The sequence below is a fragment of the Microbacterium sp. GXF7504 genome (assembly GCF_054798235.1).
This window is the reverse complement of the sequence record NZ_JBSJZI010000003.1, coordinates 39,800-63,613: the sequence shown is the minus strand read 5'-3', so window position 1 is coordinate 63,613 and position 23,814 is coordinate 39,800. Positions and strand designations below refer to the sequence as shown.

Here is a 23,814-nt window from a genome sequence, read left to right as displayed (position 1 = left end):
TGGGTCGGCGGAGTGGCGGCGCGCGCCGACGCACGCACGGGCGGCGCGCTGGCGGCGCGCGGCCGACGCGCGGACCGGGTGTCGGCACGGGAGCGGCGGCGGGCGAGCGTAGGCTCGGAGGGTGACCCCGGAACTCGCCGCCCGCATCGTCGCTGACTCCAGCGACCGGGTCGCGTGGTTGCGGGCCCGCTCCCGAGGGATCACGGCGACCGACGTCGCCGGGCTCACGAGCGAACAGTCCATCACGCGAGCGGCCGACGCGAAGCTCGGCGGCGGCCCGCGGTTCTCCGGCAACGCGTTCACCGACCACGGTCGGCGCCGCGAGCCCGAGATCGCCGCCTGGGTCGCGGCGACGCACCGGATCAACCCCTCCTCGGCGCTCTTCCACGCCGTGAGCGAGAAGCGGCACCTCGCGACCCCGGACGGCATCGCCGTGGACGCCGCGGGACGGGTGCTCCTCGCGGAGATCAAGACGACGAACAAGCCGTGGCGCTCGATCCCCCGCAACTACCTGCGGCAGATCTGGTGGCAGCAGTACGTGCTCGGTGCCGAGCGCACGCTCTTCGCCTGGGAGCAGCACCAGGACTTCGTCCCGGTCGACGACGAGCCCCGCTGCATGTGGGTCGACCGCGACGACGTGGAGATCGCGAAGCTGGTCCGGCTCGCGACCGCGCTCATCGACGAGCTCTACCGCCGCACCACCGGCAACGAACCGCCGCGCCGCGAGCCCTTGAAACCCCGCCCCCGCGACCTGTACCGCGCACTCGCCCTCGCCGACTCCTGAGCGCCGACTCCTGAGCGCCGACCCGCGGTCGCGCCCGCCGACCCGCGCCCGCCGACCGGACCGACGACCGGCACATCCGCTCCCGCCGGACGGCAATGCGGTTGACCATACTCAACTTTCGACATATAGTTGACTCTTCTCAACCTTTGATTCCAGTCAACTTGCTGCGCCGACGATGTCGCATGCCTTGCCCCGAAGGGTCCCGCATGTCCGCACTTCCCCCCGGCCCGCCCGCCATGTCGCACCGTCGTGTGCTCGAGGCGCTCTCCGGCCTCCTGCTCGGCATGTTCGTGTCGATGCTCGCCTCGACGGTCGTCTCGACCTCGCTCCCGGTGATCATCCACGACCTCGAGGGCGACCAGAGCGCCTTCACCTGGGTCGTCACCGCGACACTGCTCACCACGGCGATCTCCACCCCGATCTGGGGCAAGCTCGCCGACCTGTTCAACCGCAAGGTGCTGTACCAGCTGGCGATCGTCATCTTCGTGGTGGCCACCGCGATCGCCGGGTTCTCGCAGGACCCGAGCATGCTCATCGCCTGCCGCGCCGTGCAGGGCATCGGCGCCGGCGGCCTCGCCGCCCTCAGCCAGGTGCTCATGGCCGACATCATCAGCCCGCGCGAGCGCGGCCGCTACATGGGCCTGTTCGGCGCCGTCATGGCGGTCTCCACGGTGGGCGGCCCGCTCCTGGGCGGCCTCATCACCGACGCGTGGGGCTGGCGCTGGAACTTCTACGTCGCACTCCCCTTCGCCATCGCCGCGCTCGTCATCGTGCAGCGCACGCTGAAGATCGTCCCGCGCGCCAAGCGGAAGACCTCGATCGACTACATCGGCATCGTGCTGCTGTCCGCCGCGGTCTCGCTGCTGCTCATCTGGGTCACCCTGGCCGGCGACTCGTTCGACTGGTGGGGTGCCGAGACGGCGTGGATGCTGGGCGGCGCCGCCGTGGCGACCGCGCTGTTCATCTGGGTCGAGCTGCGCTCCAAGGAGCCGCTCATCCCGCTGACGCTGTTCCGCGACGCGACCTTCACGCTCTCGGTCATCGCCTCGATCTCGACCGGTATCGCGATGTTCGGCGCCTCGGTCTACCTCGGCCAGTACATGCAGCTCGCGCGCGGCGCGACGCCGACCGAGGCCGGGCTCATGACCATCCCGATGATCGCCGGGCTCCTGCTGTGCTCCATCGCGGTCGGCGCGCTCATCACCCGCTGGGGCCGTTGGAAGGGCTTCCTCATCCTCGGCGCGGTGCTGCTCATCGCCGGATCGTCGCTCCTGGCGACCATCCACTACGACACGAACTTCGTGCTCGTCTCGCTCTACATGTTCCTGCTCGGCGCCGGCGTCGGCATGACCATGCAGAACCTCGTGCTCGTGGTGCAGAACACCGCCAAGCCCACCGAGGTGGGCGTCGCGAGCTCGGGGGTCACCTTCTTCCGCAGCCTCGGCGGCACGATCGGCGTCGCCGTCATGGGTGCCGCGCTCGCCTCGCGGGTGACCGACCTGATGATCGAGCGCTCCGGTGACATCCAGGCCGCGATCATGGGACTCGGCGAGGACGGTCCGAAGTGGGCCGAGGCGCTGCAGTCCGGTTCGCTCCCGACGGTGTCGAGCATGCCCGAGTCGCTGCGCATCATCATCGAGGACATCTACGCCAACGGCATCTCGCACGCGTTCCTCATCGGCGTCCCGCTCGCGGTGCTGAGCCTGCTCGCGATCGTCTTCCTGCCGAACAAGCCGCTCACCACCATGACCACCGCCGAGCGCATCTCCGCGAGCGAGGCCGACCTCGCGACCGTGTCGGTGCCGGAGGCGATGGAGTCGCTGGCGGGCACCGGCAGCATCCGCCTGCCCTCGGAGTCCGACCGCGACGGCGACGACCGGGGCCGCGGGGGCGACGCGTCGTGACCGGCACCGACGACCGCGCGCCGGAGGCCGGCGACCGCCGCCGCGCGGTCGCCGACCTCGAGGCCGCGTTCTCACAGCTGATGGTCGAGTTCCGGCGCCTGTACGCGCAGATGTCGGTGGCGGCGGCACCCGGGATGCTGCCTGCGACGTTCAAGACCCTCGCGTTCATCAATCGGCTCGGCCCGATCACGCAGTCCGCCCTCGCCGAGCGTCTCCCAGCCGACAAGGGGCTCGTGAGCCGACAGGTGTCCGAGCTCGAGTCGCTCGGGATGGTCGCGCGCACCCCCGATCCGGAGGACGCGCGGGTGCGCCACATCGAGGTCACCCCGTTCGGCCGAGAGCGGCTCGCCGCCGCCCGCGGACCGTACGAGCGGATGCTGACCGATGCGCTCGCGGACTGGCCGCTCAGCGAGATCGACCGGCTCACCTCGCTCCTGCATGCGCTCGCCGACGGGTTCGTCCCCGGCGCGGACGCGCGTTCCGGGGGCGACTCCGCCTCGTAGTGGCGGCGTAACACCGTCGAGACAATGGCGCGCTTGACTGGTGCCACCACCCCGGCACGCGCTGCCATCGTCGACACGCACGTGGAAGGAGCTCCGATGCGAACCCACCCGCTGCGTCCCGCATCCGTCCCCCTCACCCCGCCCGCCGCGCCCCCGCCGCTCCCGGACCGCATGCGCGCCGTCGTGATGGAACGCACCGGCGACCCGTCGGTGCTGGTCCCGGCCGAGGTGCCGGTGCCGCAGCCGGTCATCAGCGAGCTGCTGGTGCGCGTCGTGGCCGCGGGCGTCAACCCGATCGACGCGAAGACGCGCGCCGGCGGCGGGGTCTCGGCGCACCTGCAGGGCCCCGCGGTGCCGGGCTTCGACTTCAGCGGCGTGGTCGTCCGCTCCCCCTACGAGTCGCACCCGCTGCCGGTGGGCACCGAGGTCTACGGGATGGTGCCGTTCCCCCGCAGCGGCGGGTCGTACGCGGAGTACGTGGTCGTCCCGTCGCAGTCCGTCGCACGCAAGCCCGCCGCGCTCTCGCACGTCGAGGCGGCCGGGGTGCCGCTCGCCGCCCTCACGGCGTGGGGCCTCGTGGTCGAGACCGCGCACGCCCACGAGGGGCAGCGGATGCTGATCCACGCCGGTGCCGGCGGCGTCGGCCACTTCGCGGTGCAGCTCGCCGCCTACTTCGGTGCGCACGTGACCACGACCGCGTCAGGCCGGAACACGGGATGGCTGCGCGAGCTGGGTGCGGCACGCGTGATCGACCGCGCCGAGGAGCGGTTCGAGGACGTCGTCTCCGGCGTCGACGTGGTGATCGACCTGGTGGGCGACGCGCAGGGCGACGACACCGGCACACGCTCCCTCGGGACGCTCCGCCCGGGCGGCCTGTACGTGAACGTGCCGACCCATTCCTGGCCCGGGTACGCCGAGGCGGCGGCCGCAGCCGGGGTGCGCGCCACCTCGTACAAGGTCGTGCCCGACGGCGACGTGCTGGCGACCCTGGGCCGGCTGCTGGACTCGCGCTCGATCCAGGTGTTCGTCGACGAGGTGTTCCCGCTCGACGCCGCCGCCGACGCCCACGTCGCGATCGAGCGCGGACGCACGCGCGGCAAGATCGTGCTGCAGGTCAGCGAGGACTGAGGCAGTCCGCCGCCCGCGCCTCGACGCCGTCCGCGACGGCGTCGAGGGTCGCGGAGCGCAGGTTCCACTGCTGCCAGTACAGCGGCACCGGCACCGGGTCGCCGCCGATCGGGACGAGCCGCCCGTCGGCGAGCGCCGCATCGGACTGGAGGCCCGGCAGCATCCCCCAACCGAGCCCGCCGAGCACCGCCTCGGCGAAGTCGTGCGACGCCGGGACGTAGTGCCGGGGCGGGCGCGCCGGGTCGATCCCGCGCTCGCGCAGCCACCGCGCCTGCAGGTCGTCCTTGCGGTCGAACACCACCATCGGCGCCGCCGCGGGTCCGGGCGCGTCCGGGCCCGTCAGCCACCGCCGCGCGAACGCGGGGTCGGCGACGGCGCGGTAGACCATGACGCCGAGCGGACGTACCCGGCAGCCGGCGACGGGCTCGGCCCGGGAGGTGACCGCCGCCATCACGGTGCCGCTCTCGAGGAGTTCCGCGGTGAAGTCCTGGTCGTCCCGGTGCAGGTCGAAGACGACCGGCAGCTCCGCCGAGAGGGCGGTGAGCGCTCCGAGGAGCCAGGTGCTCATCGAGTCGGCGTTCACGGCGATCGGGATCCCGATCCGATCGCCGCCGCCCTCGCCGCCGAGCGCGGTGAGGGTGTCCTGCTCGAGGAGGGCGGTCTGCCGCGCCAGCCGCACGACGTGCGATCCCGCCGGCGTCGGTCGTGCGGGCTTCGACCGGACGAGGAGCACCTGCCCGACCCGCTGCTCGAGTTGCCGGATGCGCTGACTCACGGCGGACGGGGTGATGTGCAGGCGGCGGGCGGCGGCATCCATCGTCCCCTCATCGATCACCGCGGCGAGGGTGCGCGTGAGTTCGATCGGCAACGTCGTCATGAGCGCAGCTTACGCGCCTGAAGAATCCTGAGCTGTACTGCATGGCCGCTCGGGCCCTAGCGTTGCAGCGTGCTCACCTCCGTGCTCGCCGGATTCGGTCTCGGCCTCTCGCTCATCGTCGCCATCGGCGCGCAGAACCTGTTCGTGCTGCGCCAGGGGCTGCGTCGTGAGGCGGTCGTCCTCGTGGCCACCGTGTGCGCCGTCTCCGACGCCGTCCTCATCGTGGTCGGGGTGTCGGGGCTCGGCGCGATCCTGCAGGCCGTGCCGTGGCTCGTCGACGTGGCGCGCTGGGCGGGTGCCGCGTTCCTCGTGGTCTACGGCCTGCTGGCCGCGAAGCGCGCCTGGCGACCGAGCGGCGACGCACTCCGGGTGGACGCCGCGGACGCCCCCGCCCCGGCGGTCGGGGACGGCGGCACGGCCGTGGCGACCCGCCGGCGGACGGCCGCCGTGGTGGCCACGTGCCTGGCGCTGACCTGGCTGAACCCGCACGTCTACCTCGACACCGTGTTCCTGCTGGGATCCGTCGCCAGCACCCACGGCGACGCCCGGTGGCTGTTCGCGTGCGGCGCGATGGCGGCGAGCGCGGTCTGGTTCTTCTCCCTCGCCCTCGGCGCCCGGTTCCTCGGCCGCTGGCTGTCGACCCCGCGCGCGTGGCGGATCCTCGACGCCGTGATCGCCGTCGTCATGATCGTGCTCGGCGTCTCGCTCGTCCTGCCGCATTGACCGCATCCCCCAATCCCCCCACTTCACGCGCGGACCCCCTCTTACGGGGACACCGGTCGCGCGCCGGAGCAGGATGGAGACATGCGACGGGTGCGGGTACGGGTGTCGGGCCTCGTGCAGGGCGTGGGTTACCGCTACAGCGCGGCCCGGGTCGCCGAAGGCCGCGGGGTGTCGGGGTGGGTGCGGAACCGTCCGGACGGCTCCGTGCAGGCCGAGCTCGAGGGGCCCGCCCTCGCGATCGACGAGGTGCTGGGCTGGATGCGGCAGGGCCCCGACGGCGCGCGGGTCGACCGGGTCACGGTCGACGAGATCGAACCGGTCGGCGGTGCCGGCTTCGAGTTGCGGCCCACGGCGTGAGACGGGATTCGATACGTTCGTCCTGACACCCGGGGAGGGACGATGGGCTGGCGGATGCCTGCGGAGACCGCGCCGCACACACGCACCTGGATGGCGTTCCCGCGCGAAGGGGTGACGCTCGGCGCCACCGCTGCGGCGCGCGAGGAGGGGTACCGCGCCTGGGCCGACGTCGCGAACGCGGTCGCCGCGTTCGAGCCCGTCACCATGGCGGTCGACCCGTCCGAGACCGCCCGCGCCCGGCGGATGCTGGATTCCGCGGTCGAGATCGTCGAGCTGCCGCTGGACGAGTTCTGGATGCGCGACTGCGGCCCCACCTTCGTCGTCGACGACGAGCGACCCGGCGTGCTCGGCGCGGTCGACTGGGTGTTCAACGGCTGGGGCGCACCCGCGTGGGCGCAGTGGGCGCTGTCGGCACACGTCGCCCGGGCCGTCGCCGCGCACCTGGGCGCCGAACTCGTCTCGTCGCCGCTCGTGAACGAGGGCGGCGGCATCCACGTCGACGGCGCGGGCACCGTGCTCCTCACCGAGACGGTGCAGCTCGACCCTCGCCGCAACCCGGGCCTGGACCGCACCGCCGTCGAGGCCGAACTCGCCCGCACGATCGGGGCGACGCACGCGGTGTGGCTCCCGCGCGGCCTCACCCGCGACTACGAGGAGTTCGGGACGAACGGGCACGTCGACATCGTCGCGACGATCGCCTCCCCGGGCCGCATCCTGCTGCACGAGCAGCGCGACCCCGCCCACCCCGATCACGTCGTCACCGCGGAGCTGCGGCGCCTCCTCGCCGAGCAGACGGATGCGGCGGGGCGGGCGTTCGAGATCGTCGAGCTGCCGGCACCGGCGACCCTGCGCGACGCGGAGGGCTTCGTGGACTGGAGCTACGTGAACCATCTTGTCGTGAACGGCGGTGTCATCGCCTGCGGCTTCGGCGAGCCGGAGGCGGACGCCCGCGCCCGCGCCGTGCTGGCCGAGGCGTATCCCGGCCGCGAGGTCGTCTCCGTCGAGGCCCGGCCGCTCTTCGCCCGCGGCGGCGGCATCCACTGCATCACCCAGCAGCAGCCGGCGGTGACCGCGTGATCGATGTGGTGGAGGCCGGTATCGCCGAGCTGCGGGGCGCCCTCGAGGCCGGGCGGACCACCGCCGTCGAACTCGTCGACGCCTACCTCGCCCGCATCGAGGCGTACGACGCCCCCGGCACGGCGACAGCGCTCAACGCGGTCGTGGTCCGGAACCCCGACGCGCGGGAGGAGGCCGCCGCATCCGACCGCCGCCGGGCGGCGGGCGAGACCCTCGGGCCGCTCGACGGCATCCCGTACACCGCGAAGGACAGCTACCTCGTGCGCGGCCTCACGGCCGCGGCGGGCAGCCCCGCGTTCGCCGACCTCGTGGCACAGCGCGACGCCTTCACGATCGAACGCCTGCGCGCGGGCGGCGCGATCTGCCTGGGGCTCACGAACATGCCGCCGATGGCCAACGGCGGCATGCAGCGCGGCGTCTACGGACGTGCCGAGAGTCCGTACAGCGCCGACCACCTCACGGCGCCGTTCGCCTCGGGATCCTCGAACGGCTCCGGCACCGCGACGGCGGCGAGCTTCGCCGCCTTCGGCCTGGGCGAGGAGACCTGGTCCAGCGGCCGTGGGCCCGCCTCCAACAACGCCCTGTGCGCGTACACGCCCTCGCGCGGGGTCATCTCCACCCGCGGCAACTGGCCGCTCGTGCCGACCATGGACGTCGTCGTGCCGCACACGCGCACCATGGCCGATCTCCTCGAGGTGCTCGACGTCGTGGTCGCCGACGATCCGGACCCCCGGGGCGACTTCTGGCGGGCGCAGCCGTGGGTGCGGATCCCCGCCGCATCCGCGCATCGCCCCGTGTCCTACCCGTCGCCCGCCGACGGCGCCCCGGCAGCCCTCCGCGGCGCACGCATCGGCGTCGCCCGCATGTACATCGACGCCGACCCGGATGCCGGCACGAACCCCGACGGCGGGATCGGCGGCCCCACCGGGCTGCCGATCCGCACCCGACCCAGCGTGCTCGCGCTGTGGCGGCAGGCACGCCGCGACCTCGAGGCGGCGGGTGCCACGGTCGTCGAGGTCGACTTCCCGGCCGTGACGAACTACGAGGGCGACCGGCCGGGCGCACCCACCATCGCGACCCGCGGCCTCGTGAGCCCGGCGTACCTCCGGCGCGAACTCCTCGACCTGTCCGCGTGGGCGTGGGACGACTTCCTCCGCGCGAACGGCGACCCCGCCTTCCCGGACCTCACCGTCGTCGACGGGGCGCGCATCTTCCCCGCCCCGGCGGGGGCGCTCCCCGACCGGTACACCGGGTTCGACGACGACATCGCCGAGTATCCGGACCATGTGCGACGGCATCCCGTCGCCGCGATGACCGACATCCCGGAGCTCGCCGACGGCGTCCGCGGGCTGGAGCGCACCCGCGCGCTCGACGTCGACGAGTGGATGGACGCGCAGGGGCTCGACGCTGTGGTGTTCCCCGCCGTCGCGGACGTCGCGCCGGCCGACATGGACGTGGATGCCGCATCCGCCGATCTCGGGTGGCGCAACGGCGTCTGGGTCGCGAACGGCAACCTCGCGATCCGGCACCTCGGCATCCCGACCGTCACGGTCCCGATGGGCACGATGACCGACACCCGGATGCCGGTCGGTCTCACCTTCGCGGGTCGCGGCCATGACGACGTCGCACTCCTGCGGCTCGCGGCGGCGTTCGAGGCCACCGGGTCCCGGCGCACCGCCCCGCCGCGCACCCCGCGGCTCTGACGCGCCCGCCGTGTCACAGGATGCGGCGCGCGACCGCATCCGGGCCGTCACCGGATGCGGGCCGTCACCGGATTCGGGGATCTCACGGGATTCGGGCCGAAGAGGCCCGTTCCTCCCGAATTCCGTGACATTCCCGAATCCCGTGACCCTCCGATTCGCGTGACCCGTCGGCAGGACCGGGAACGACGAAGGGGCCCCGCCTGACGGCGGAGCCCCTTCGGACGAAGCGCGACTCAGACGAGCGCGTTGACGTCCAGCGGGATGCCGGGGCCGAACGTGGTCGACACGGCGCCCTTCTGGATGTAACGGCCCTTCGAGCTGGCCGGCTTCAGGCGGACGACCTCGTCGATCGCCGCGGTGATGTTCTCGTGCAGCTGCTCGGCGGTGAAGGAGGCCTTGCCGACGATGAAGTGCACGTTCGCGTGCTTGTCGACGCGGAACTCGATCTTGCCGCCCTTGATCTCCTCGACGGCCTTGGCCGGGTTGGGGGTCACGGTGCCGGTCTTCGGGTTCGGCATCAGGCCGCGGGGGCCGAGCACCTTGCCGAGACGACCGACCTGGCCCATGAGCTCCGGGGTGGAGACCGCGGCGTCGAAGTCGGTCCAGCCGGCGGCGACCTTCTCGATGAGCTCGGCGCCACCGACCTCGTCCGCACCGGCCGCGATGGCGGCCTCGGCGGCGGGACCGGTCGCGAACACGATGACGCGGGCGGTCTTACCGGTGCCGTGCGGGAGCATGACGGTGCCGCGCACCATCTGGTCCGCCTTGCGCGGGTCGACGGCGAGCTTCAGCGCGACCTCGACGGTCGAGTCGAACTTCTTCGAGCCGGTCTCCTTGGCCAGCGCGACGGCGTCGGCGGTGGAGTAGACGGTGGAGCGGTCGATCTTCGCGGCCGCTGCCTCGTAAGCCTTGGACTTGGTAGCCATGTTCTTCTCCCCCTCAGTCCTCGACCGTGATGCCCATGGAACGGGCGGTGCCGGCGATGATCTTCGAGGCGGCCTCGATGTCGTTCGCGTTCAGGTCGGGCTGCTTGGTCTCGGCGATCTGACGGACCTGCTCCTTGGTGAGCTTGCCCACCTTGACCGTGTGCGGCGTGGCGGAGCCCTTCGGCAGGCCGGCGGCCTTCTTGATGAGCTCGGCGGCCGGCGGGGTCTTCAGGATGAAGGTGAAGCTGCGGTCCTCGTAGACGGTGATCTCCACGGGGATGACGTTGCCGCGCTGCGACTCCGTCGCGGCGTTGTACGCCTTGCAGAACTCCATGATGTTGACGCCGTGCTGACCGAGCGCAGGGCCGATCGGCGGCGCCGGGTTGGCTGCACCGGCCTGGATCTGAAGCTTGATCAGGCCGGTCACCTTCTTCTTCGGTGCCATGTCTGGTTCCTTTCCTCGAACGGGACCGGTGTGCCCCGCTCTCCCGCCGCCGGACGTTCCGGACGGCGGTGATCGTCACCCGGGCGCGCGGACGCACACGAGCAACCTGCCCATTCTACGTCATGCCGCGGCATCCGGCGACACCGGGTGGACGCGACGACACCCCGCCGGCGGACCGGACGGGGCGTCGCCGTGACGGGCGTGTCGTCAGAGCTTGGTGACCTGGTCGAACGACAGCTCGACCGGGGTCTCGCGCTCGAAGAGGGAGACGAGCACGGTGAGCTTGCCGCTCTCCGGCTTGATCTCGCTGATCGAACCGGGAAGACCCGCGAACGAGCCCTCCTTGATCGTGATGGTCTCGCCGATCTCGTAGTCGACCTCGGCGGGGATGACGCGGGCCGCGGCCGGCGCGCCCTTCGAGGCACCGGCCTTGGCCGGGGCCGTCTCGGTGACCTGCACGAGGGACTTCAGCATGTTGAAGGCCTCTTCGAAGCGCAGCGGGGTCGGGTTGTGCGCGTTGCCGACGAAGCCGGTCACACCCGGGGTGTGCCGCACGACCGACCAGGTGTCCTCGTTGAGCTCCATGCGCACGAGCACGTAGCCGGGGATCCGGACGCGCGTGACCATCTTGCGCTGCCCGTTCTTGATCTCGACGACGTCCTCCATCGGGACCTCGACCTGGTAGATGTCCTCTTCGACCTCGAGCGTCGACTTGCGCTGCTCGATGTTGGCCTTCACCTTGCGCTCGAAGCCGGCGTAGGAGTGGATGACGTACCACTTGCCGGGAAGCGAGCGGAGCTCGGCGCGGAACGCCTCGTACGGGTCGAGATCGGCATCCGCCTCGTCCTCGGCCTCGTCGACGACCTCGGCCGCCGCCTCGACCTCCTCGACGAACTCCTCGTCCAGGACGGGGGCGTCGGGCTCGCCGTTCACGTCGGGGCCGTCGTACGGGGTGACCTCGTCGGCCTGGTCGGCCTCCCGCTCGGCTTCCTCCTCGGCGAGGGAGTCCGTCAGGACCTCCGCCGCCGCCTCGGCCTCATCGGCCTGGTCGATCTCGAGCGCGTCGTTCACGATGGCGTCCGCCTCCGGGTCGTCGATGTCGATGTCGATGTCCTCACTGTCGTCGGTGTCCTCGTCGCCCTCGACGTGCACCGCGAGGTGCTCGGCCGATTCCGAGGCGCGCTGCTGGGCGGCCAGGACGTCGCCCTCCTGCGCCTCGTCGTCCTCGCTGGACTGCTCGGCGGCCGTCGCCCAATCGGCGTCGTCGTGATACTTCTCAGACACTTGCGTACTCTCTCGTTCCTCCTGCGGCGGGGGCCGCGTGGGGTCAGGCGCCGATCGGGCTGCCGAAGACCACGGTCGTCAGCCAGACGAACAGCGTGTCCAGCCCGTAGACCACGGCCATCATCACGACGACGAATCCGAGAACGACCGCCGTGAACTTCAGCAGCTCCTTGCGGGTCGGAGTGACGACCTTGCGGAGTTCGGCGAAGACCTGCCGGATGAAGATGACGAGACGGGCGAAGACGTTCGGCTTCTTCTCCCGCGTGTCGGCGCTGGACGCGACGACTTCGCCCTTCGAGGCGTCCTGGACCATGAACCCACCTGAATCGTCTGACCATGTGCCAGCATGCGCTGACGCGCAGGGCGGACAGGAATCGAACCTGCAACCTGCGGTTTTGGAGACCGCTGCTCTGCCAATTGAGCTACCGCCCTAGAGGTCCGGAGACCTCGGTCCGCACCTTCGTCGTGTTCCGTGTCGGGGGATGCCCTGACGTGGGCACGGCGAAAGAATGCAGACTTCGACTGCACCATTCAGTGTACGGCATGGGCAGGGTGCTCGCGAATGCGGGCCGTCACCGCAGGCACGGCGTGAAGACCGAGAGCGTCGCGACGGGCCCCTTCGCGGTGACCGCGACCACGATGCCGTCGCCGTCCGCCCACGCCCGCTGAGGCTGGTCCCGGTCCACCCGGATCGGGTCCCAGACCTCGTCGTCGAGCCCGTCGCGGACGAGCTCGAACACCCGCTGGAGGTCCTGGTCCTCCGCCTGGACCGACAGCGTCCCGGTCGCCGTGAACACCCGCTGCGCGCTCCCCTCGGGCTCGTCGCAGGCGAGGTCGTCGACGGGCGCGACCTCGAGCGTGCGCAGGGTCTGCCCGTCGATCGCGGCCACGTCGTCGACGAGCCCTGCGAACACGGTCTCGGCGCGCTCCGTCACCTCGTCCGGGTCGGGCCCCATGCAGCCCGCGAGGACGACGAGGAGGGCCAGGGATGCGGCGGCTGCCGTGGTGCGTCGGATCACGGCCGGGTCACCTCACGCACCTCGTAGTCCTCCGCGACGGGTTCCCGCACGCGGACGCCCATCTCGGCGAGCCGGTCGGGCAGCCATCCGTCGTACCAGCCGTCGACGTCGCACGGGGACGACGACCCCTCGTACCGGTCGGGGTCGATGCCGTACAGCGCGACGGCACGGCAGCTCGCGTCGCTCTCGACGACGCCCCGGTAATCGTCGTGCCCGTACCCGGCGCGCTGGGCCGAGACGAACAGCGGGTAGTACTCCCGGTACTGGTACCAGTGCATCGCCTCGTGCACGAACACCGACCAGACGAGGTCCTCCGCGCCGCGCTCCCAGGCGAGGAACAGCCGGTTGCGGAACCTGCTGTCGTAGCAGCCGCCGACGCTGTAGGTGAACGGACTGTCGGAGGCGAGGTCGTAGCCGCAGTTGTCACGGCCGGCGTCGAAGAGCACCTGCACGTCGGTCGCGCCGATGGCGTCGAGGAACGCCCTGCCGTGCGGGTCGTCACCGGGGATGGCGTCGCCGCCGGGGTTGGGGAAGCCGGGCGCGGGGACCTCGTCGGTGGTGCGCCATCGTTCGGCCGCGGCCTGGTCGGCCTCCCAGGCGGCGAGGTCGCCGCGGTAGGCCTCCCGCTGCTGGGTGAGCTGCGCGGCCGTCTCGTCCTGCGCGGCGAGGGTCGCGGCGATGTGGGACTGCTGGGCGTCGGTGAGGACGCGCGCGGCGTCCGCACGCGCCCTGGCGTCCTGCACGAGCCAGACGGCGCCTGCCGCCCCCGCGGCGAGCAGCAGCACGAGCAGGGGGACGACGATCCACGGCCAGCGCCGCCGACGGCGTCGCGGCGGTTCCGGGTCCCACAGCAGCACCGGCCCCTCGGGCGCGTCCGGCGTCGCCTGGACCGCATCCGAAGCATCCAGGGGGGTCGCCGTCGGTCCGGGCGGGACCGGGTCCTCGCCCGGAACGTCCGCCTCGGGCGCGCGATCCCGGTCAGTCATCACGCCGAGGATAGCGGGGCGGGCGCACTCCCGCCCCGCCCATCCCCACCGCCGTCACCCCGCGGTGCGCACCAGCTTCTTGTTCACGAACTCCGCGGCACCCAGCAGCCCCATCTCGCGGGAGGTGCCGGACCGCTTCACGCCGCCGAACGGCAACTCGGGCGAGTCGGCGAGCACGCAGTTGATGTAGACCATGCCCGCGTCGATCCGGTCCGCGACCCGCTCGGCCTGCGCCGGGTCGGTGGTGAAGACGTACGACCCGAGCCCGAACGACGTGTCGTTCGCGAGGCGGACCGCCTCCTCCTCGCCGGCCACCCGGTAGACGGTCGCGGCGGGGCCGAAGAGCTCCTGCCGGTACACGTCCATGTCCTCCGTGACGTCGGCGAGGACCGTGGGCGGGAAGAAGGCGCCGTCGCGCTTCCCTCCGGCGACGAGGGTCGCGCCCTGCGCGACGGCCGTGTCGATCTGCTCCTGCAGACGCTCGGCGGCGGCGAGCGACGAGAGCGGCCCGAGGGTCGTGTCGTCCGCGAAGGGATCGCCGATCACCTGGTCGGTGAGGGCGGCGGTGAACTTCTCCAGGAACTCCTCGTACAGGCCGTCGACGACGATGAAGCGCTTGGGCGCATTGCAGGACTGGCCGTTGTTGTCCATGCGCGCCTCGACGGCCGCCGCGACGACGGCGTCCATGTCGGTCGTGGACAGCACGATGAACGGGTCGGAACCGCCGAGCTCCAGCGCGACCTTCTTCAGGTTGCGGCCGGCGACCTCGGCCACGGCGGAGCCCGCGCGCTCGGAACCGGTGACGGAGACGCCCTGCACGCGGGGGTCGGCGATGACCTCCGCGGCCTGCTCGTTGCTGATGCGCAGGTCGAGGTACTGCCCGTCGGCGAGCCCGGCGTCGATGTACATCCGCTCGATGGCCGCAGCGGATTCCGGGCACTGGGGGGCGTGCTTGAGGAGGATGGTGTTGCCGATGACCAGGTTCGGCGCGGCGAAGCGGGCGACCTGGTAGTACGGGAAGTTCCACGGCATGATGCCCAGGAGCACCCCCAGCGGCGACTTGCGGATCACCGCGGTGCCCTCGCCGAGGATGTCCAGCGGCTCGTCGCCGGTGATCCGTTCGGCGTTGTCGGCGTAGAACTCGGTGATGTCGGCGGCGAAGTCGACCTCGCCCTCGGCCTGCGCGAGGGGCTTGCCCATCTCACGCACGATGATCGCGGCGAGCTCGGCCTTGCGCTCGCGGTGCAGCTCCGCGACCCGGCGGATGCGGGCCGCGCGCTCGCTCACCGGCACCTCGCGCCACGACAGGTACGCCGCGTGCGCCGCCGCCACCTTCTCCTGGAGTTCGGCGTCCGTGTGGTTCGGGTAGGTCGCCTCCGTCTCACCGGTGGCGGGGTTCACGACCGCGTAATCGCTCATACATGGCTCCTTCGTGTGTGGGGTTCTCAGTGTGCCCGGTTCCGCCGTCGCAGGCTCTCGGGCGCGTCGAGGGAGAGGGTCCTCCCCCGGAAGAAGTCAGGCCGGACGGCGGCCTGCCAGATCATGATGGCGACGCCGACGAGGATGACGGCGACGCCGAGGACGAACACCAGCCCCAACCCGAAGACGTGGGAGCCGCTGCCGTAGTCCGGGTCCATCGAGTCGATGAGCGTGGTGACGAAGAGCACCGCGAGCACGACCCCGCCGACGAGCGGGAAGAGGAAGGTGAAGAAGACGTTCCGTGCCGAGTCGAACCACTGCCGCCGGAAGTACCAGACGCAGGCGAACGCGGTGAGGCCGTAGTAGAAGCAGATCATCATCCCGAGGGCGGTGATGGTGTCCCACAGCACGTTCTCGCTGACGAAGCGCATCACCGCGTAGAAGGCGGAGGCCACGATCGCGGCGACGACGGTCGCGTACCCGGGTGTGAAGAACCGCGGGTGGACGGTCGCGAACCGGCTGGGGAGCGCACCGTAGTGGCCCATCGCGAGGAGGGTGCGGGCGGGCGAGACGAACGTCGACTGCAGGCTCGAGGCGGAACTCGTGAGCACCGCGAGGGAGACGAGCGCGGCGAGCGGCCCCAGGATCTGGCCGGACAGGTGGAAGAACACGTTGTCCTGGATGTCGGGGTTGCCGAGGCCGTACTCGCCCTCGCCGACGCCGGCGAACATGATGAGCGCGACCGCGAGCAGCAGGTAGAGGGTGACGATCACGAGCACCGTGACGGTCGCGGCACGACCCGGGGTGCGGTCGGGGTCCTTCGTCTCCTCGTTCATGGTGAGGGTGACGTCCCAGCCCCAGAAGATGAAGATCGACAGCGACAGCCCGGCCGCGAACGCGCTGAACGAGGAGACCGCGAACGGGTTGAACCACGACCAGTCGAAGGGGGTCGACTCGAAGCCCGATCCGCCGACGGCGCGGACGATCGCGACGGTGGCGAACAGCACGAGCACGGCCAGCTGGAAGCTGACGAGCACGTACTGCAGCTTCTGCGTCGTCTGCATGTCCCGGTACGAGACGAACGTGGCCGCCGCCATGAACGCGAGGCACACCGCGACGTTGATGAACGGGTTCGCCGCGAGGCCGGCGATCCCCTCCGCCCCGGTGAGCTGCGCGATGAGCAGGAACAGGAAGTCGACCGCGATGCCGGCGAGGTTCGAGAGCACGAGGATCGTGGCGGCGACCAGGCCCCATCCGGCCATCCAGCCGATCCACGGGCCGAACGCACGGGTGGCCCACGTGAACGAGGTGCCCGAGTCGGGCATGCGGTTGTTCAGCTCGCGGTAGCCGAACGCCACGAGGAGCATCGGGAGGAACCCCACGAGGATGATGGCGGGCACCTGCAGCCCCACCGCCGACACGGTCGGGCCGAGCGCCGCGGTGAGCGTGTAGGCGGGGGCGATGCATGAGATGCCGATGACGACGGCGCCGATGAGGCCGACGGTGCCTGCGGACAGTCCCTTCTGCGACAGTCCGCCGGTGACGGGCGCGGTGGTCTCCTTCGACCCTCGCGGAGCGCTCATGTCAGGCCTCCTGTCCGGTGCGGCCGCGCGGCACGACCGCCATCGGGACCGGCAGCGCGCGGAGCATCTTGCCGGCGGTGGAGCCGAGGAAGAGCCGCCGGGGCTGCGCGAGTCGGCTGGAGCCGACGAGGACGAGCTCCGCGGGCAGCCATTCGAGGTCGCCCACCGCGTCCTCGACCCGCTCGCCCGAGCCGACGACCGCGGTCGCGTCGACACCGGGTGGGAGCGATGCCCGCGCCTGTTCCAGCACGGCTTCGGCGTGGGTGGCGCCGGTGAGCCGGATGACGCCGGTGTCGGCGCCCGGCGGGAGGTCGATCGTGGCGAGCGAGACCAGCCGGAGGGGCGCACCGGATGCGGCGGCGAGCGCGACGGCCTGCTCGATGAGCGCGTCCGCACCCGGTCGGGTGCCGAGCGCGGCCGTGATGCGCGGCAGACCCGCGTCGACCGGGACGTCGCGGGCGCCCGCCGGGGCGAGGACGACGGTGACGTCAGCGGAGTGGAGCAGTTCGGAGGCGACCGAGCCGACGCGGTGCCGCCCACGCAGGCCGCCGCCGCCGGCGCCGACCACGACGAGCCCCGCCCGGAACTCCGCCGCCGCGGCCACGAGGCCGGCCGCGAACGACTCCCCGTACCGCACGTGGCCGTGCACCGGCACGTCGGCGGGCAACACCGCCAGTCCCTCGCGCAACCAGCCGCGTGCGGTGTCGCGCAGGTGCAGGTCGTACCCGGAGTCGGAGGGGTCGGCGACCCCGCGTTCGTCGCCGGGGAGCACGAGCACCGCCTCCACCGTGCCGCCGATCGCGAGGGCCAACCGCGCCCCGAGCGCGAGGGCGTCGGCGCCCTCGGGGGTCGCGGTGTAGCCGACGACGACGGCGGTCATCACCGGCTCCGCCGCGCGATCTCGTCGGCCGCGAGCCGACCCATCCGCAGCGCGCCGTCGACGTGCTGGAAGCCGGCACCCGCCATGTCGCTGCAGGCGAAGTGGATCGGCCCGACGGGGGTGCGCAGGTCTGCGCCGTAGCGGTGGAGCCCGCCGATGTCGAAGCTCGCGGCGTAGGCGCCGCGCGTCCACTCCTCGCTCCCCCAGTCGCTCTCGTAGTACACGACGGGGTCCTTCGCCTCGGGGCCGTAGTAGTGCGAGAGCGACTCGAGGATGCGCTCGCGCCGCTCCGCGTCGCTGAGCCGGAACACGTCGTCGGCGTTGCGGTCGGAGACGAACCCGACGAGGGTGCCGCGCTCGTCGCCCGCGTTCGTGTTGTCGTACGCCTCGTGACAGAGCTCGTACGGGCTGAACGCCGTGCCCGACAGTCCCTGCTCGCGCCAGAACGGCCGGTCGTAGACGGCGTGCACCTTGATGACGAAGCCCATGGAGAGGTGCTGGTGCATCTGGTGCTGCAGCCGCGGCAGCGCCGGGACGAACGAGATGCGCGGGTACAGCACGGGCGCGAGCGCCAGGATCGCGAACCGGGCGTGGACGGTCACGCCGTCGGCGTGCGCGGTGACGCCCTCTTCGCCCCACTCGAGGGTGCGCACCGGCGCGTGCAGGCGCACGTCGTCGCCGAGCCGCTCGGCGAGGAGGATCGGCACCTGCTGGAGCCCGCCGACGACGCGCTTGTCGAGGATGAAGTCGGGGTCCATGAGGTGCGAGAAGGATCCCGCGGACGCGGCCATGAGCAGCGAGGTGAGCAGCGACATGGCGTGCGTGGGCTTGGTGATCATGGCCGGCCCCGTCGCGAAGGCGACGTTGCGGATCGCCTCGTCGTCGTCGGTCTGCGTCCGCAGCCAGGCGTCCCACGAGATCGCGTCCCATTCCGCCGCCTTCGGGTGGGCGTACGGACGGTCGGGGTCGATCTCGGCGACCATGGCGTCCAGCCGGTCGGTGAGCTCGGCGATGATCCGGACCGTCTCCGGCGCGCACGGCAGCTCGTCGCCGGTGAAGCGCACGGCGTCGCCGGCGGGCCCGACGTAGACGCTGTCGCCGTCGCGGTACCGGCTGTAGGTCTCGAGGCCGAGGTCGGCGATGGTCTCCAGGAGCGCCTCCTGATCGGGCGAGACCCACTGCCCGCCGATCTCGAGGGTGGCGCCCTCGATCGTGTCGGTCCAGACCCGTCCGCCGACGCGGTCACGTGCCTCCAGCACCACCACCGAGAGTCCGCGCGAGCGCAACTCGTTCGCTGCGGCGAGTCCCGCCGCTCCGGCGCCGACGACGACGACGTCCCGGGTCAGTTCCATCTGCATCCACTTCCTCGTCTTGTGTCGGGCTCCGTCGTGCGGGGTCGTCAGGCCGCGGCGAGCGCGGCGGCCACCACGTCGAGGCCCTCGTGGAGCAGGGCGTCGGGGATCGACAGCGGCGGCAGGAACCGGATGACGTTGCCGTAGGTGCCGCAGGTGAGCACGATGACCCCCTCGGCGATGCACCCCTTCGCCACCGCGCCGGCGAGCGCGGCGTCCGGCTCGGTCGTGCCGGGGACGACGAATTCCATCGCGACCATGGCGCCGCGGCCACGGACGTCGCCGATGCGCGGGTCGGCAGCCTGCATCGCCCGGAGCCGTTCGGTGAGGATCGCCCCGACCTCGCGGGCCCGCTCGACCTGGCCGTCCTGCTCGAAGACCTCGATCGCGGCGAGCGCCGCGGCGCAGGCGATCGGGTTGCCGCCGTAGGTGCCGCCGAGGCCGCCGGCGTGCGAGGCGTCCATGATCTCGGCGCGACCGGTGACCGCGGCCAGCGGCAGTCCCGCCGCGATGCCCTTCGCCGTCGTGATGAGGTCGGGCACGATCCCGAACAGCTCGCTGGCGAACATGGCGCCGGTACGGGCGAACCCGGTCTGCACCTCGTCGGCGATGAAGACCACGCCGTGCTCGCGGCACCAGCGGACCAGTTCCGGCAGGAAGCCGTCGGCGGGGACGATGAACCCGCCCTCGCCCTGGATCGGCTCGATGATGACGGCGGCGAGGTTATCGGCGCCGATCTGCTTCTCGATGAGGGTGATCGCGTTCCGCGCGGCGGTGGCGCCGTCGAGGCCGTCTCGGAACGGGTACGACAGCGGCGCGCGGTAGACTTCGCCCGCGAACGGCCCGAAGCCGCTCTTGTACGGCATGGCCTTCGCGGTGAGGGCCATGGTGAGGTTCGTGCGGCCGTGGTACGCGTGGTCGAAGGCGACCACGGCCTGGCGTCCGGTGTGCTTGCGGGCGATCTTCACCGCGTTCTCGACGGCTTCGGCGCCGGAGTTGAACAGCGCCGACTTCTTCGCGTGGTCCCCCGGGGTGAGGCGGTTGAGCGCCTCGGCCACCGCGACGTACGACTCGTACGGCGAGATCATGAAGCAGGTGTGGGTGAACTGCGCGACCTGCGCCTGCACGGCCTCGACGACCTTGGGGTGCGCGTTGCCGACCGTGGTGACCGCGATGCCCGAGCCGAGGTCGATGAGGGAGTTGCCGTCGGCGTCCACCACGACCCCGCCGCCGGCGGCGACCGCGTGGATCGGCGCCGTGTGCCCGACGCCCGCCGCGACCGCATCCGCCTTGCGGGCGAGCAGCTCCGCCGAACGGGGACCGGGGATCGACGTGACGAGGCGCCGCTCCTGCGGCAGCGTCGGACCGCCGATGGGGGCGAGGGTGGCGTCGGTGATGCTCATGCCGCCGAGCGTAGGGCCGTGACCCGCACGACGACACCCGCCAGCGTGTACACGAGGAGGGGTGGGATGCGCCACGATGGACACCACCCGGACCGCCGGCGCGCGAGAGGATCCGAACATGAGCAGACCGGTCGAGGAGCCGACCCTGCGGACCCTCCTGCGCCGCGGCGAACTGTCGCTGCGGCTCGCCGCCGACGAGGCCGAACTGCCGCCGGGCGCGCTCGACCGGTGGCTGCGCGGGGTGCACAGCTCCGACCTCGCCGACCCCACCCCGTTCCTCTCCGAGGACCTCGTGCTCCTCACCACGGGCACGCAGTTCCTGGATGCGGACGCCGCCGCCTACGACGAGTACGTCGCGCGGCTCCGCGTCCGGGGCGTCGCGGGGCTCGGCTTCGGCACCGAGGTGGTCCGCGAGGGTGTGCCCGACGGGCTCGTCGACGCCTGCCGGGCCGCCGGCATCCCGCTGTTCGAGGTGCCCTACCGCACCCCGTTCATCGCCGTCGCGCGGGCGAACGCGCAGGCGCTCGCCGCGCAGGAGTTCGCACGGCGCAGCTGGGCGCTCGACGCGCAACGCGCCCTCTCGCTCGCCGCGCTCCGCGACGACGGCCTCGAGGCCACGCTCGACGAACTCTCCCGTCGCCTCGACGCCTGGGTCGGGCTCTTCGACGCCGCCGGGAGCCTCGCCCACCAGCATCCGGCCGGGGCGTTCGGCGCGCCCGCGCTCGCGGAGCTCGAGACGGAGGTCGGGCAGGTGCTCGCCCGCGGCACCAGGGCCGGCGCCGCCACGAGCGCCGCCGGGCACCGCGTGCAGCTGCAGACCCTCGGCCGCGGCGGGCACCTGCGCGGCGTGCTCGCCGTCGGCGCCGGCGACCTCGACCCGGAGGCCCGCGGCGTCGTGACGATGGTGGTCGCGATGGCGGGGCTCGCACTCGAGCAGCGGCGGAGCCTGCTGCGGGCGCGCGGCTCGCTGCGCGCGGGCCTTGCCGCATCCCTCCTCGAGGGCGATCCGTCGACCGCCCGCCGCGTCGCGCACGAGATGTGGGGCGGCCTGCCCGCAGCACCGGTCCGCGTCGGCCTCACGGACGCGGCCGCCGTGCACCGCGAGGACGTCACGGAGTGGCTGGAGACCCGCGCCGAGGGCCGCGGGTCGCACCTGTTCTTCGGCCGGACGGAGGCCGGGCTCCTGTTCGTGGTCTCCCGCACCGGCGTCGACGTGCTCCGCCGCGCGGCAGACCGGTTCGGCCTCACGATCGGGCTGTCGGACCCCGTCGGGTACGCGGATCTCGCCGGCGCCGCCGGGCAGGCCCGGATCGCGCGGGACCACGGCGCCCCGGGCCTGAACGAGTTCGCCCGCACCGGCGACGGACTGGTGCTGGCGCTCGCGGGTGAGAACGCCCGCGTCCTCGCCCGGGCCGAGCTCGCCCCGCTGCAGGACCACGACGCCGCGCACCACAGCGACCTGGTCCGGACGCTGCGCACCTGGCTCGCGAACGACGCCTCGCACGAGCGCGCGGCGCAGGCGCTCGGGGTGCACCGTCACACGCTGCGGGCACGGCTCGCCACGGCCGAGCGGGTGCTCGGCACCGATCTCACCGTGTTCTCCGAGCGGGCCCGCCTGTGGCTCGCCCTGACCATCCTGGGGGATCCTGCATGAGCGCGAACGGCGACGTCTCGTTCTGGTGGCGGCAGCTCGGCGGCACGCCCGAGCCGCGGCCGGCGTTGCCCGGCTCCACCGACGCCGACGTCTGCATCGTCGGCGCCGGGTACACCGGGCTGTGGACCGCGTACTCGCTCGCGCGGGCGCAGCCGGACCTGCGCATCACGGTGCTCGAGGAGCGGTTCGCCGGGTACGGCGCATCCGGGCGCAACGGCGGCTGGCTCACGAACTCGGTCACCGGCGGCCGCGACCGCTACGCCCGCAGCCACGGCCGCGACGCCGCCGTCGCGCAGCAACGCGCCATGAACGACGCGGTCGACGACGTGCTCGCGGTCGCCGAGCGGGAGGGCATCGACATCGGCGCGCACAAGGGCGGCGAGCTCAACGTCGCCCGCACGCCCGCGCAGCTCACCCGCCTCCGCCGGTTCTTCGAGGCCGAGGCGGCGTGGCCGCACACGGACGTGGAGCTGTGGGATGCGGCCCGCACCGCCGAGCACGTGCGCGTCGATGGCGCACTCGGCGGCGTCTGGCATCCGCACTGCGCCCGCATCCATCCGGCCCGGCTGGTGCAGGGGCTCGCGGCAGCCGTGGAGCGCCTCGGCGTGCGGATCCACGAGGGGACCCGGGTGACCGAGATCCTCCCCGGCGTCGCCCGCACGCCGCACGGCGACGTGCGCGCGCCGTTCGTGATCCGCGCGACGGAGGGCTTCACACCGGGTCTGCGCGGCGAGCACCGCACCTGGCTGCCGATGAACTCGTCCATGATCGCGACCGAGCCGCTGCCGGCCGACGTGTGGGACGAGATCGGCTGGGACGGCCGCGCCACGCTCGGCGACCTCGCCCACGTGTACATGTACGCGCAGCGGACGGCCGACGACCGCATCGCGTTCGGCGGTCGCGGCGACCCGTACCGGTACGGGTCGAAGGTGGACACCGACGGCGGGACCCCGGCGGCGACCGTCGCGCAGCTCACGGCGCTGCTGCGGGAGTTCTTCCCCGCGGCGCGCGACGTGCCGATCGCGCACGCCTGGTCGGGGGTGCTCGGCGTGCCGCGCGACTGGGCGGCGACCGTGGGGCTCGACCGGCGCACCGGCATCGGCTGGGCGGGCGGGTACGTCGGCACGGGCGTCACGACGACGAACCTCGCCGGCCGCACCCTCGCCGACCTCGTGCTGGACCGCGACACCGAGCTCGTGCGCCTCCCCTGGGTCGGGCACCGGGCGAAGCGGTGGGAGCCGGAGCCGCTCCGCTGGCTCGCGGTTCAGGGCATCTACGCCGCGTACCGGGTGGCCGACCGCGCCGAGACCCGCTCGGGCTCGCCCCGCACGTCGCTGGTGGCGAAGGCCGCCGACCTCGTCTCCGGGCACTGACCCGCCGCGGCTGCTCGGTCGGGGCCGGGTGCGGGTGCGGGCGCGGGTGCGGCGGTCGCGGTGGACGGCGGTCGCGGCGACAGTGCGGACGGATGCGGCGAGCACAACTGCGGAGATCACACCCGACACGCCGTGCCCCACGCATCCGTCACCGGCGTGTCGCCTACCGACTCCGCAGTTGTGCACGCGGTGGCAGCGGCCGCGGCGCGCCGAACGGCGAGCACAACGGCGGAGATCACACCCGACACGCCGACCCACCCGCATCCGTCACCGGCGTGTCGCCCATCAACTCCGCAGTTGTGCACGCGGCAGGAGCGGGATGCCGCGCGCCGAACAGCGGGGGTGCAGTGCGGATGCTGCGGCTGCGGGTACGGCGGCGGATGCGGCGGCGGATGCGGATGCGGCGAGCACAACTGCGGAGATCACACCCGACA

General features: G+C 72.5%; 22 protein-coding genes and 1 tRNA gene. 10 read left to right on the top strand and 13 right to left on the bottom strand.

Annotated features, from left to right (window positions below; genetic code table 11):
• Positions 1-121: 121 nt before the first annotated feature.
• The 4 genes from ACWAUO_RS07845 (at position 122) to ACWAUO_RS07830 (ending at position 4,319) form a co-directional block, all read left to right on the top strand.
• Positions 122-784 carry a YqaJ viral recombinase family protein gene (locus tag ACWAUO_RS07845; protein ID WP_460774472.1) on the top strand — a complete coding sequence of 221 codons (663 nt, stop codon included), beginning with the start codon at positions 122-124 and terminating at the stop codon, positions 782-784.
• 206 nt (positions 785-990) lie between these two features.
• The gene (locus ACWAUO_RS07840) at positions 991-2,688 is read left to right on the top strand and encodes an MDR family MFS transporter (protein ID WP_460774470.1); all 1,698 of its coding nucleotides are present in this window, start codon (positions 991-993) and stop codon (positions 2,686-2,688) included.
• The gene (locus ACWAUO_RS07835; protein WP_460774469.1) at positions 2,685-3,191 is read left to right on the top strand and encodes a MarR family winged helix-turn-helix transcriptional regulator; all 507 of its coding nucleotides are present in this window, start codon (positions 2,685-2,687) and stop codon (positions 3,189-3,191) included. Before ACWAUO_RS07840 ends, ACWAUO_RS07835 begins: the two co-directional genes overlap by 4 nt.
• A 96-nt stretch (positions 3,192-3,287) precedes the next feature.
• A complete protein-coding gene (locus ACWAUO_RS07830; RefSeq protein WP_460774467.1) occupies positions 3,288-4,319 on the top strand; it encodes an NADP-dependent oxidoreductase in 1,032 nt (343 codons plus the stop codon).
• Here ACWAUO_RS07830 and ACWAUO_RS07825 read toward each other — a convergent pair.
• On the bottom strand, positions 4,306-5,196 hold the full coding sequence (locus ACWAUO_RS07825) for a LysR family transcriptional regulator ArgP (protein ID WP_460774466.1): 891 nt from the start codon (positions 5,194-5,196) through the stop codon (positions 4,306-4,308). The genes ACWAUO_RS07830 and ACWAUO_RS07825 overlap by 14 nt on opposite strands.
• Positions 5,197-5,265: 69 nt before the next feature.
• On the opposite strand from ACWAUO_RS07825, the gene ACWAUO_RS07820 reads away from it, so the two are divergent.
• From ACWAUO_RS07820 to ACWAUO_RS07805, 4 genes are all read left to right on the top strand, one after another.
• Positions 5,266-5,919 (top strand): LysE/ArgO family amino acid transporter, encoded by a 654-nt coding sequence (locus ACWAUO_RS07820; protein ID WP_460774464.1) that lies wholly within the window; start codon positions 5,266-5,268, stop codon positions 5,917-5,919.
• An 81-nt stretch (positions 5,920-6,000) separates the two neighbouring features.
• Positions 6,001-6,276 (top strand): acylphosphatase, encoded by a 276-nt coding sequence (locus tag ACWAUO_RS07815; protein ID WP_460774463.1) that lies wholly within the window; start codon positions 6,001-6,003, stop codon positions 6,274-6,276.
• 42 nt (positions 6,277-6,318) lie between these two features.
• The gene (locus ACWAUO_RS07810; RefSeq protein WP_460774461.1) at positions 6,319-7,353 is read left to right on the top strand and encodes an agmatine deiminase family protein; all 1,035 of its coding nucleotides are present in this window, start codon (positions 6,319-6,321) and stop codon (positions 7,351-7,353) included.
• Positions 7,350-9,056 carry an amidase gene (locus ACWAUO_RS07805; protein WP_460774459.1) on the top strand — a complete coding sequence of 569 codons (1,707 nt, stop codon included), beginning with the start codon at positions 7,350-7,352 and terminating at the stop codon, positions 9,054-9,056. The genes ACWAUO_RS07810 and ACWAUO_RS07805 overlap by 4 nt, the downstream gene beginning before the upstream one ends.
• A 233-nt stretch (positions 9,057-9,289) precedes the next feature.
• On the opposite strand, the gene rplA is transcribed toward ACWAUO_RS07805, so the two are convergent.
• The 12 genes from rplA to gabT form a co-directional block, all read right to left on the bottom strand.
• Positions 9,290-9,982 (bottom strand): 50S ribosomal protein L1, encoded by a 693-nt coding sequence (gene rplA, locus ACWAUO_RS07800; protein ID WP_460774458.1) that lies wholly within the window; start codon positions 9,980-9,982, stop codon positions 9,290-9,292.
• A gap of 13 nt (positions 9,983-9,995) precedes the next feature.
• Positions 9,996-10,427 carry a 50S ribosomal protein L11 gene (rplK, locus tag ACWAUO_RS07795; protein WP_460774456.1) on the bottom strand — a complete coding sequence of 144 codons (432 nt, stop codon included), beginning with the start codon at positions 10,425-10,427 and terminating at the stop codon, positions 9,996-9,998.
• Between the two features lie 207 nt (positions 10,428-10,634).
• Positions 10,635-11,711 (bottom strand): transcription termination/antitermination protein NusG, encoded by a 1,077-nt coding sequence (gene nusG, locus ACWAUO_RS07790; RefSeq protein ID WP_460774454.1) that lies wholly within the window; start codon positions 11,709-11,711, stop codon positions 10,635-10,637.
• Between the two features lie 43 nt (positions 11,712-11,754).
• Positions 11,755-12,024 carry a preprotein translocase subunit SecE gene (secE, locus tag ACWAUO_RS07785; RefSeq protein WP_460774453.1) on the bottom strand — a complete coding sequence of 90 codons (270 nt, stop codon included), beginning with the start codon at positions 12,022-12,024 and terminating at the stop codon, positions 11,755-11,757.
• Between the two features lie 46 nt (positions 12,025-12,070).
• Positions 12,071-12,143, bottom strand: a tRNA-Trp gene (locus tag ACWAUO_RS07780).
• Positions 12,144-12,283: 140 nt separating this feature from the next.
• Positions 12,284-12,730 (bottom strand): hypothetical protein, encoded by a 447-nt coding sequence (locus ACWAUO_RS07775; RefSeq protein ID WP_460774451.1) that lies wholly within the window; start codon positions 12,728-12,730, stop codon positions 12,284-12,286.
• Positions 12,727-13,716, bottom strand: a complete 990-nt coding sequence (locus tag ACWAUO_RS07770; RefSeq protein ID WP_460774450.1) for a hypothetical protein — start codon at positions 13,714-13,716, stop codon at positions 12,727-12,729. Before ACWAUO_RS07770 ends, ACWAUO_RS07775 begins: the two co-directional genes overlap by 4 nt.
• Positions 13,717-13,770: 54 nt before the next feature.
• Entirely contained in the window at positions 13,771-15,135 is a 1,365-nt protein-coding gene (locus ACWAUO_RS07765) for an NAD-dependent succinate-semialdehyde dehydrogenase (RefSeq protein WP_460774448.1), read from the bottom strand.
• A gap of 26 nt (positions 15,136-15,161) precedes the next feature.
• Complete coding sequence (locus ACWAUO_RS07760) at positions 15,162-16,718, bottom strand: APC family permease (protein WP_460774447.1); 1,557 nt, start codon at positions 16,716-16,718, stop codon at positions 15,162-15,164.
• Position 16,719: 1 nt separating this feature from the next.
• The gene (locus ACWAUO_RS07755; protein ID WP_460774445.1) at positions 16,720-17,598 is read right to left on the bottom strand and encodes a universal stress protein; all 879 of its coding nucleotides are present in this window, start codon (positions 17,596-17,598) and stop codon (positions 16,720-16,722) included.
• Positions 17,598-18,956 (bottom strand): flavin monoamine oxidase family protein, encoded by a 1,359-nt coding sequence (locus ACWAUO_RS07750; protein ID WP_460774444.1) that lies wholly within the window; start codon positions 18,954-18,956, stop codon positions 17,598-17,600. Before ACWAUO_RS07750 ends, ACWAUO_RS07755 begins: the two co-directional genes overlap by 1 nt.
• 41 nt (positions 18,957-18,997) lie before the next feature.
• Positions 18,998-20,353, bottom strand: a complete 1,356-nt coding sequence (gabT, locus tag ACWAUO_RS07745) for a 4-aminobutyrate--2-oxoglutarate transaminase (RefSeq protein WP_460774443.1) — start codon at positions 20,351-20,353, stop codon at positions 18,998-19,000.
• A 118-nt stretch (positions 20,354-20,471) separates the two neighbouring features.
• Between gabT and ACWAUO_RS07740 the strand changes: the two genes are divergently transcribed.
• Positions 20,472-22,007, top strand: coding sequence for a PucR family transcriptional regulator (locus ACWAUO_RS07740; protein WP_460774441.1), 1,536 nt, complete (start codon positions 20,472-20,474; stop codon positions 22,005-22,007).
• Positions 22,004-23,380: an NAD(P)/FAD-dependent oxidoreductase gene (locus ACWAUO_RS07735; protein ID WP_460774440.1), complete on the top strand. Its 1,377-nt coding sequence runs from the start codon at positions 22,004-22,006 to the stop codon at positions 23,378-23,380. Before ACWAUO_RS07740 ends, ACWAUO_RS07735 begins: the two co-directional genes overlap by 4 nt.
• Positions 23,381-23,814: the final 434 nt, after the last annotated feature.

What these genes read in the sequence shown, in the direction of transcription:
- ACWAUO_RS07840 (WP_460774470.1), top strand. Translation starts at nt 991, where the DNA reads ATGTCCGCACTTCCCCCCGGCCCGCCCGCCATGTCGCACCGTCGTGTG.
- ACWAUO_RS07830 (WP_460774467.1), top strand. Translation starts at nt 3,288, where the DNA reads ATGCGAACCCACCCGCTGCGTCCCGCATCCGTCCCCCTCACCCCGCCC.
- ACWAUO_RS07825 (WP_460774466.1), bottom strand. Translation starts at nt 5,196, where the DNA reads ATGACGACGTTGCCGATCGAACTCACGCGCACCCTCGCCGCGGTGATC.
- ACWAUO_RS07815 (WP_460774463.1), top strand. Translation starts at nt 6,001, where the DNA reads ATGCGACGGGTGCGGGTACGGGTGTCGGGCCTCGTGCAGGGCGTGGGT.
- ACWAUO_RS07810 (WP_460774461.1), top strand. Translation starts at nt 6,319, where the DNA reads ATGGGCTGGCGGATGCCTGCGGAGACCGCGCCGCACACACGCACCTGG.
- rplA (WP_460774458.1), bottom strand. Translation starts at nt 9,982, where the DNA reads ATGGCTACCAAGTCCAAGGCTTACGAGGCAGCGGCCGCGAAGATCGAC.
- rplK (WP_460774456.1), bottom strand. Translation starts at nt 10,427, where the DNA reads ATGGCACCGAAGAAGAAGGTGACCGGCCTGATCAAGCTTCAGATCCAG.
- secE (WP_460774453.1), bottom strand. Translation starts at nt 12,024, where the DNA reads ATGGTCCAGGACGCCTCGAAGGGCGAAGTCGTCGCGTCCAGCGCCGAC.
- ACWAUO_RS07770 (WP_460774450.1), bottom strand. Translation starts at nt 13,716, where the DNA reads ATGACTGACCGGGATCGCGCGCCCGAGGCGGACGTTCCGGGCGAGGAC.
- ACWAUO_RS07765 (WP_460774448.1), bottom strand. Translation starts at nt 15,135, where the DNA reads ATGAGCGATTACGCGGTCGTGAACCCCGCCACCGGTGAGACGGAGGCG.
- ACWAUO_RS07760 (WP_460774447.1), bottom strand. Translation starts at nt 16,718, where the DNA reads ATGAGCGCTCCGCGAGGGTCGAAGGAGACCACCGCGCCCGTCACCGGC.
- ACWAUO_RS07755 (WP_460774445.1), bottom strand. Translation starts at nt 17,598, where the DNA reads ATGACCGCCGTCGTCGTCGGCTACACCGCGACCCCCGAGGGCGCCGAC.
- ACWAUO_RS07750 (WP_460774444.1), bottom strand. Translation starts at nt 18,956, where the DNA reads ATGCAGATGGAACTGACCCGGGACGTCGTCGTCGTCGGCGCCGGAGCG.
- gabT (WP_460774443.1), bottom strand. Translation starts at nt 20,353, where the DNA reads ATGAGCATCACCGACGCCACCCTCGCCCCCATCGGCGGTCCGACGCTG.
- ACWAUO_RS07740 (WP_460774441.1), top strand. Translation starts at nt 20,472, where the DNA reads ATGAGCAGACCGGTCGAGGAGCCGACCCTGCGGACCCTCCTGCGCCGC.
- ACWAUO_RS07735 (WP_460774440.1), top strand. Translation starts at nt 22,004, where the DNA reads ATGAGCGCGAACGGCGACGTCTCGTTCTGGTGGCGGCAGCTCGGCGGC.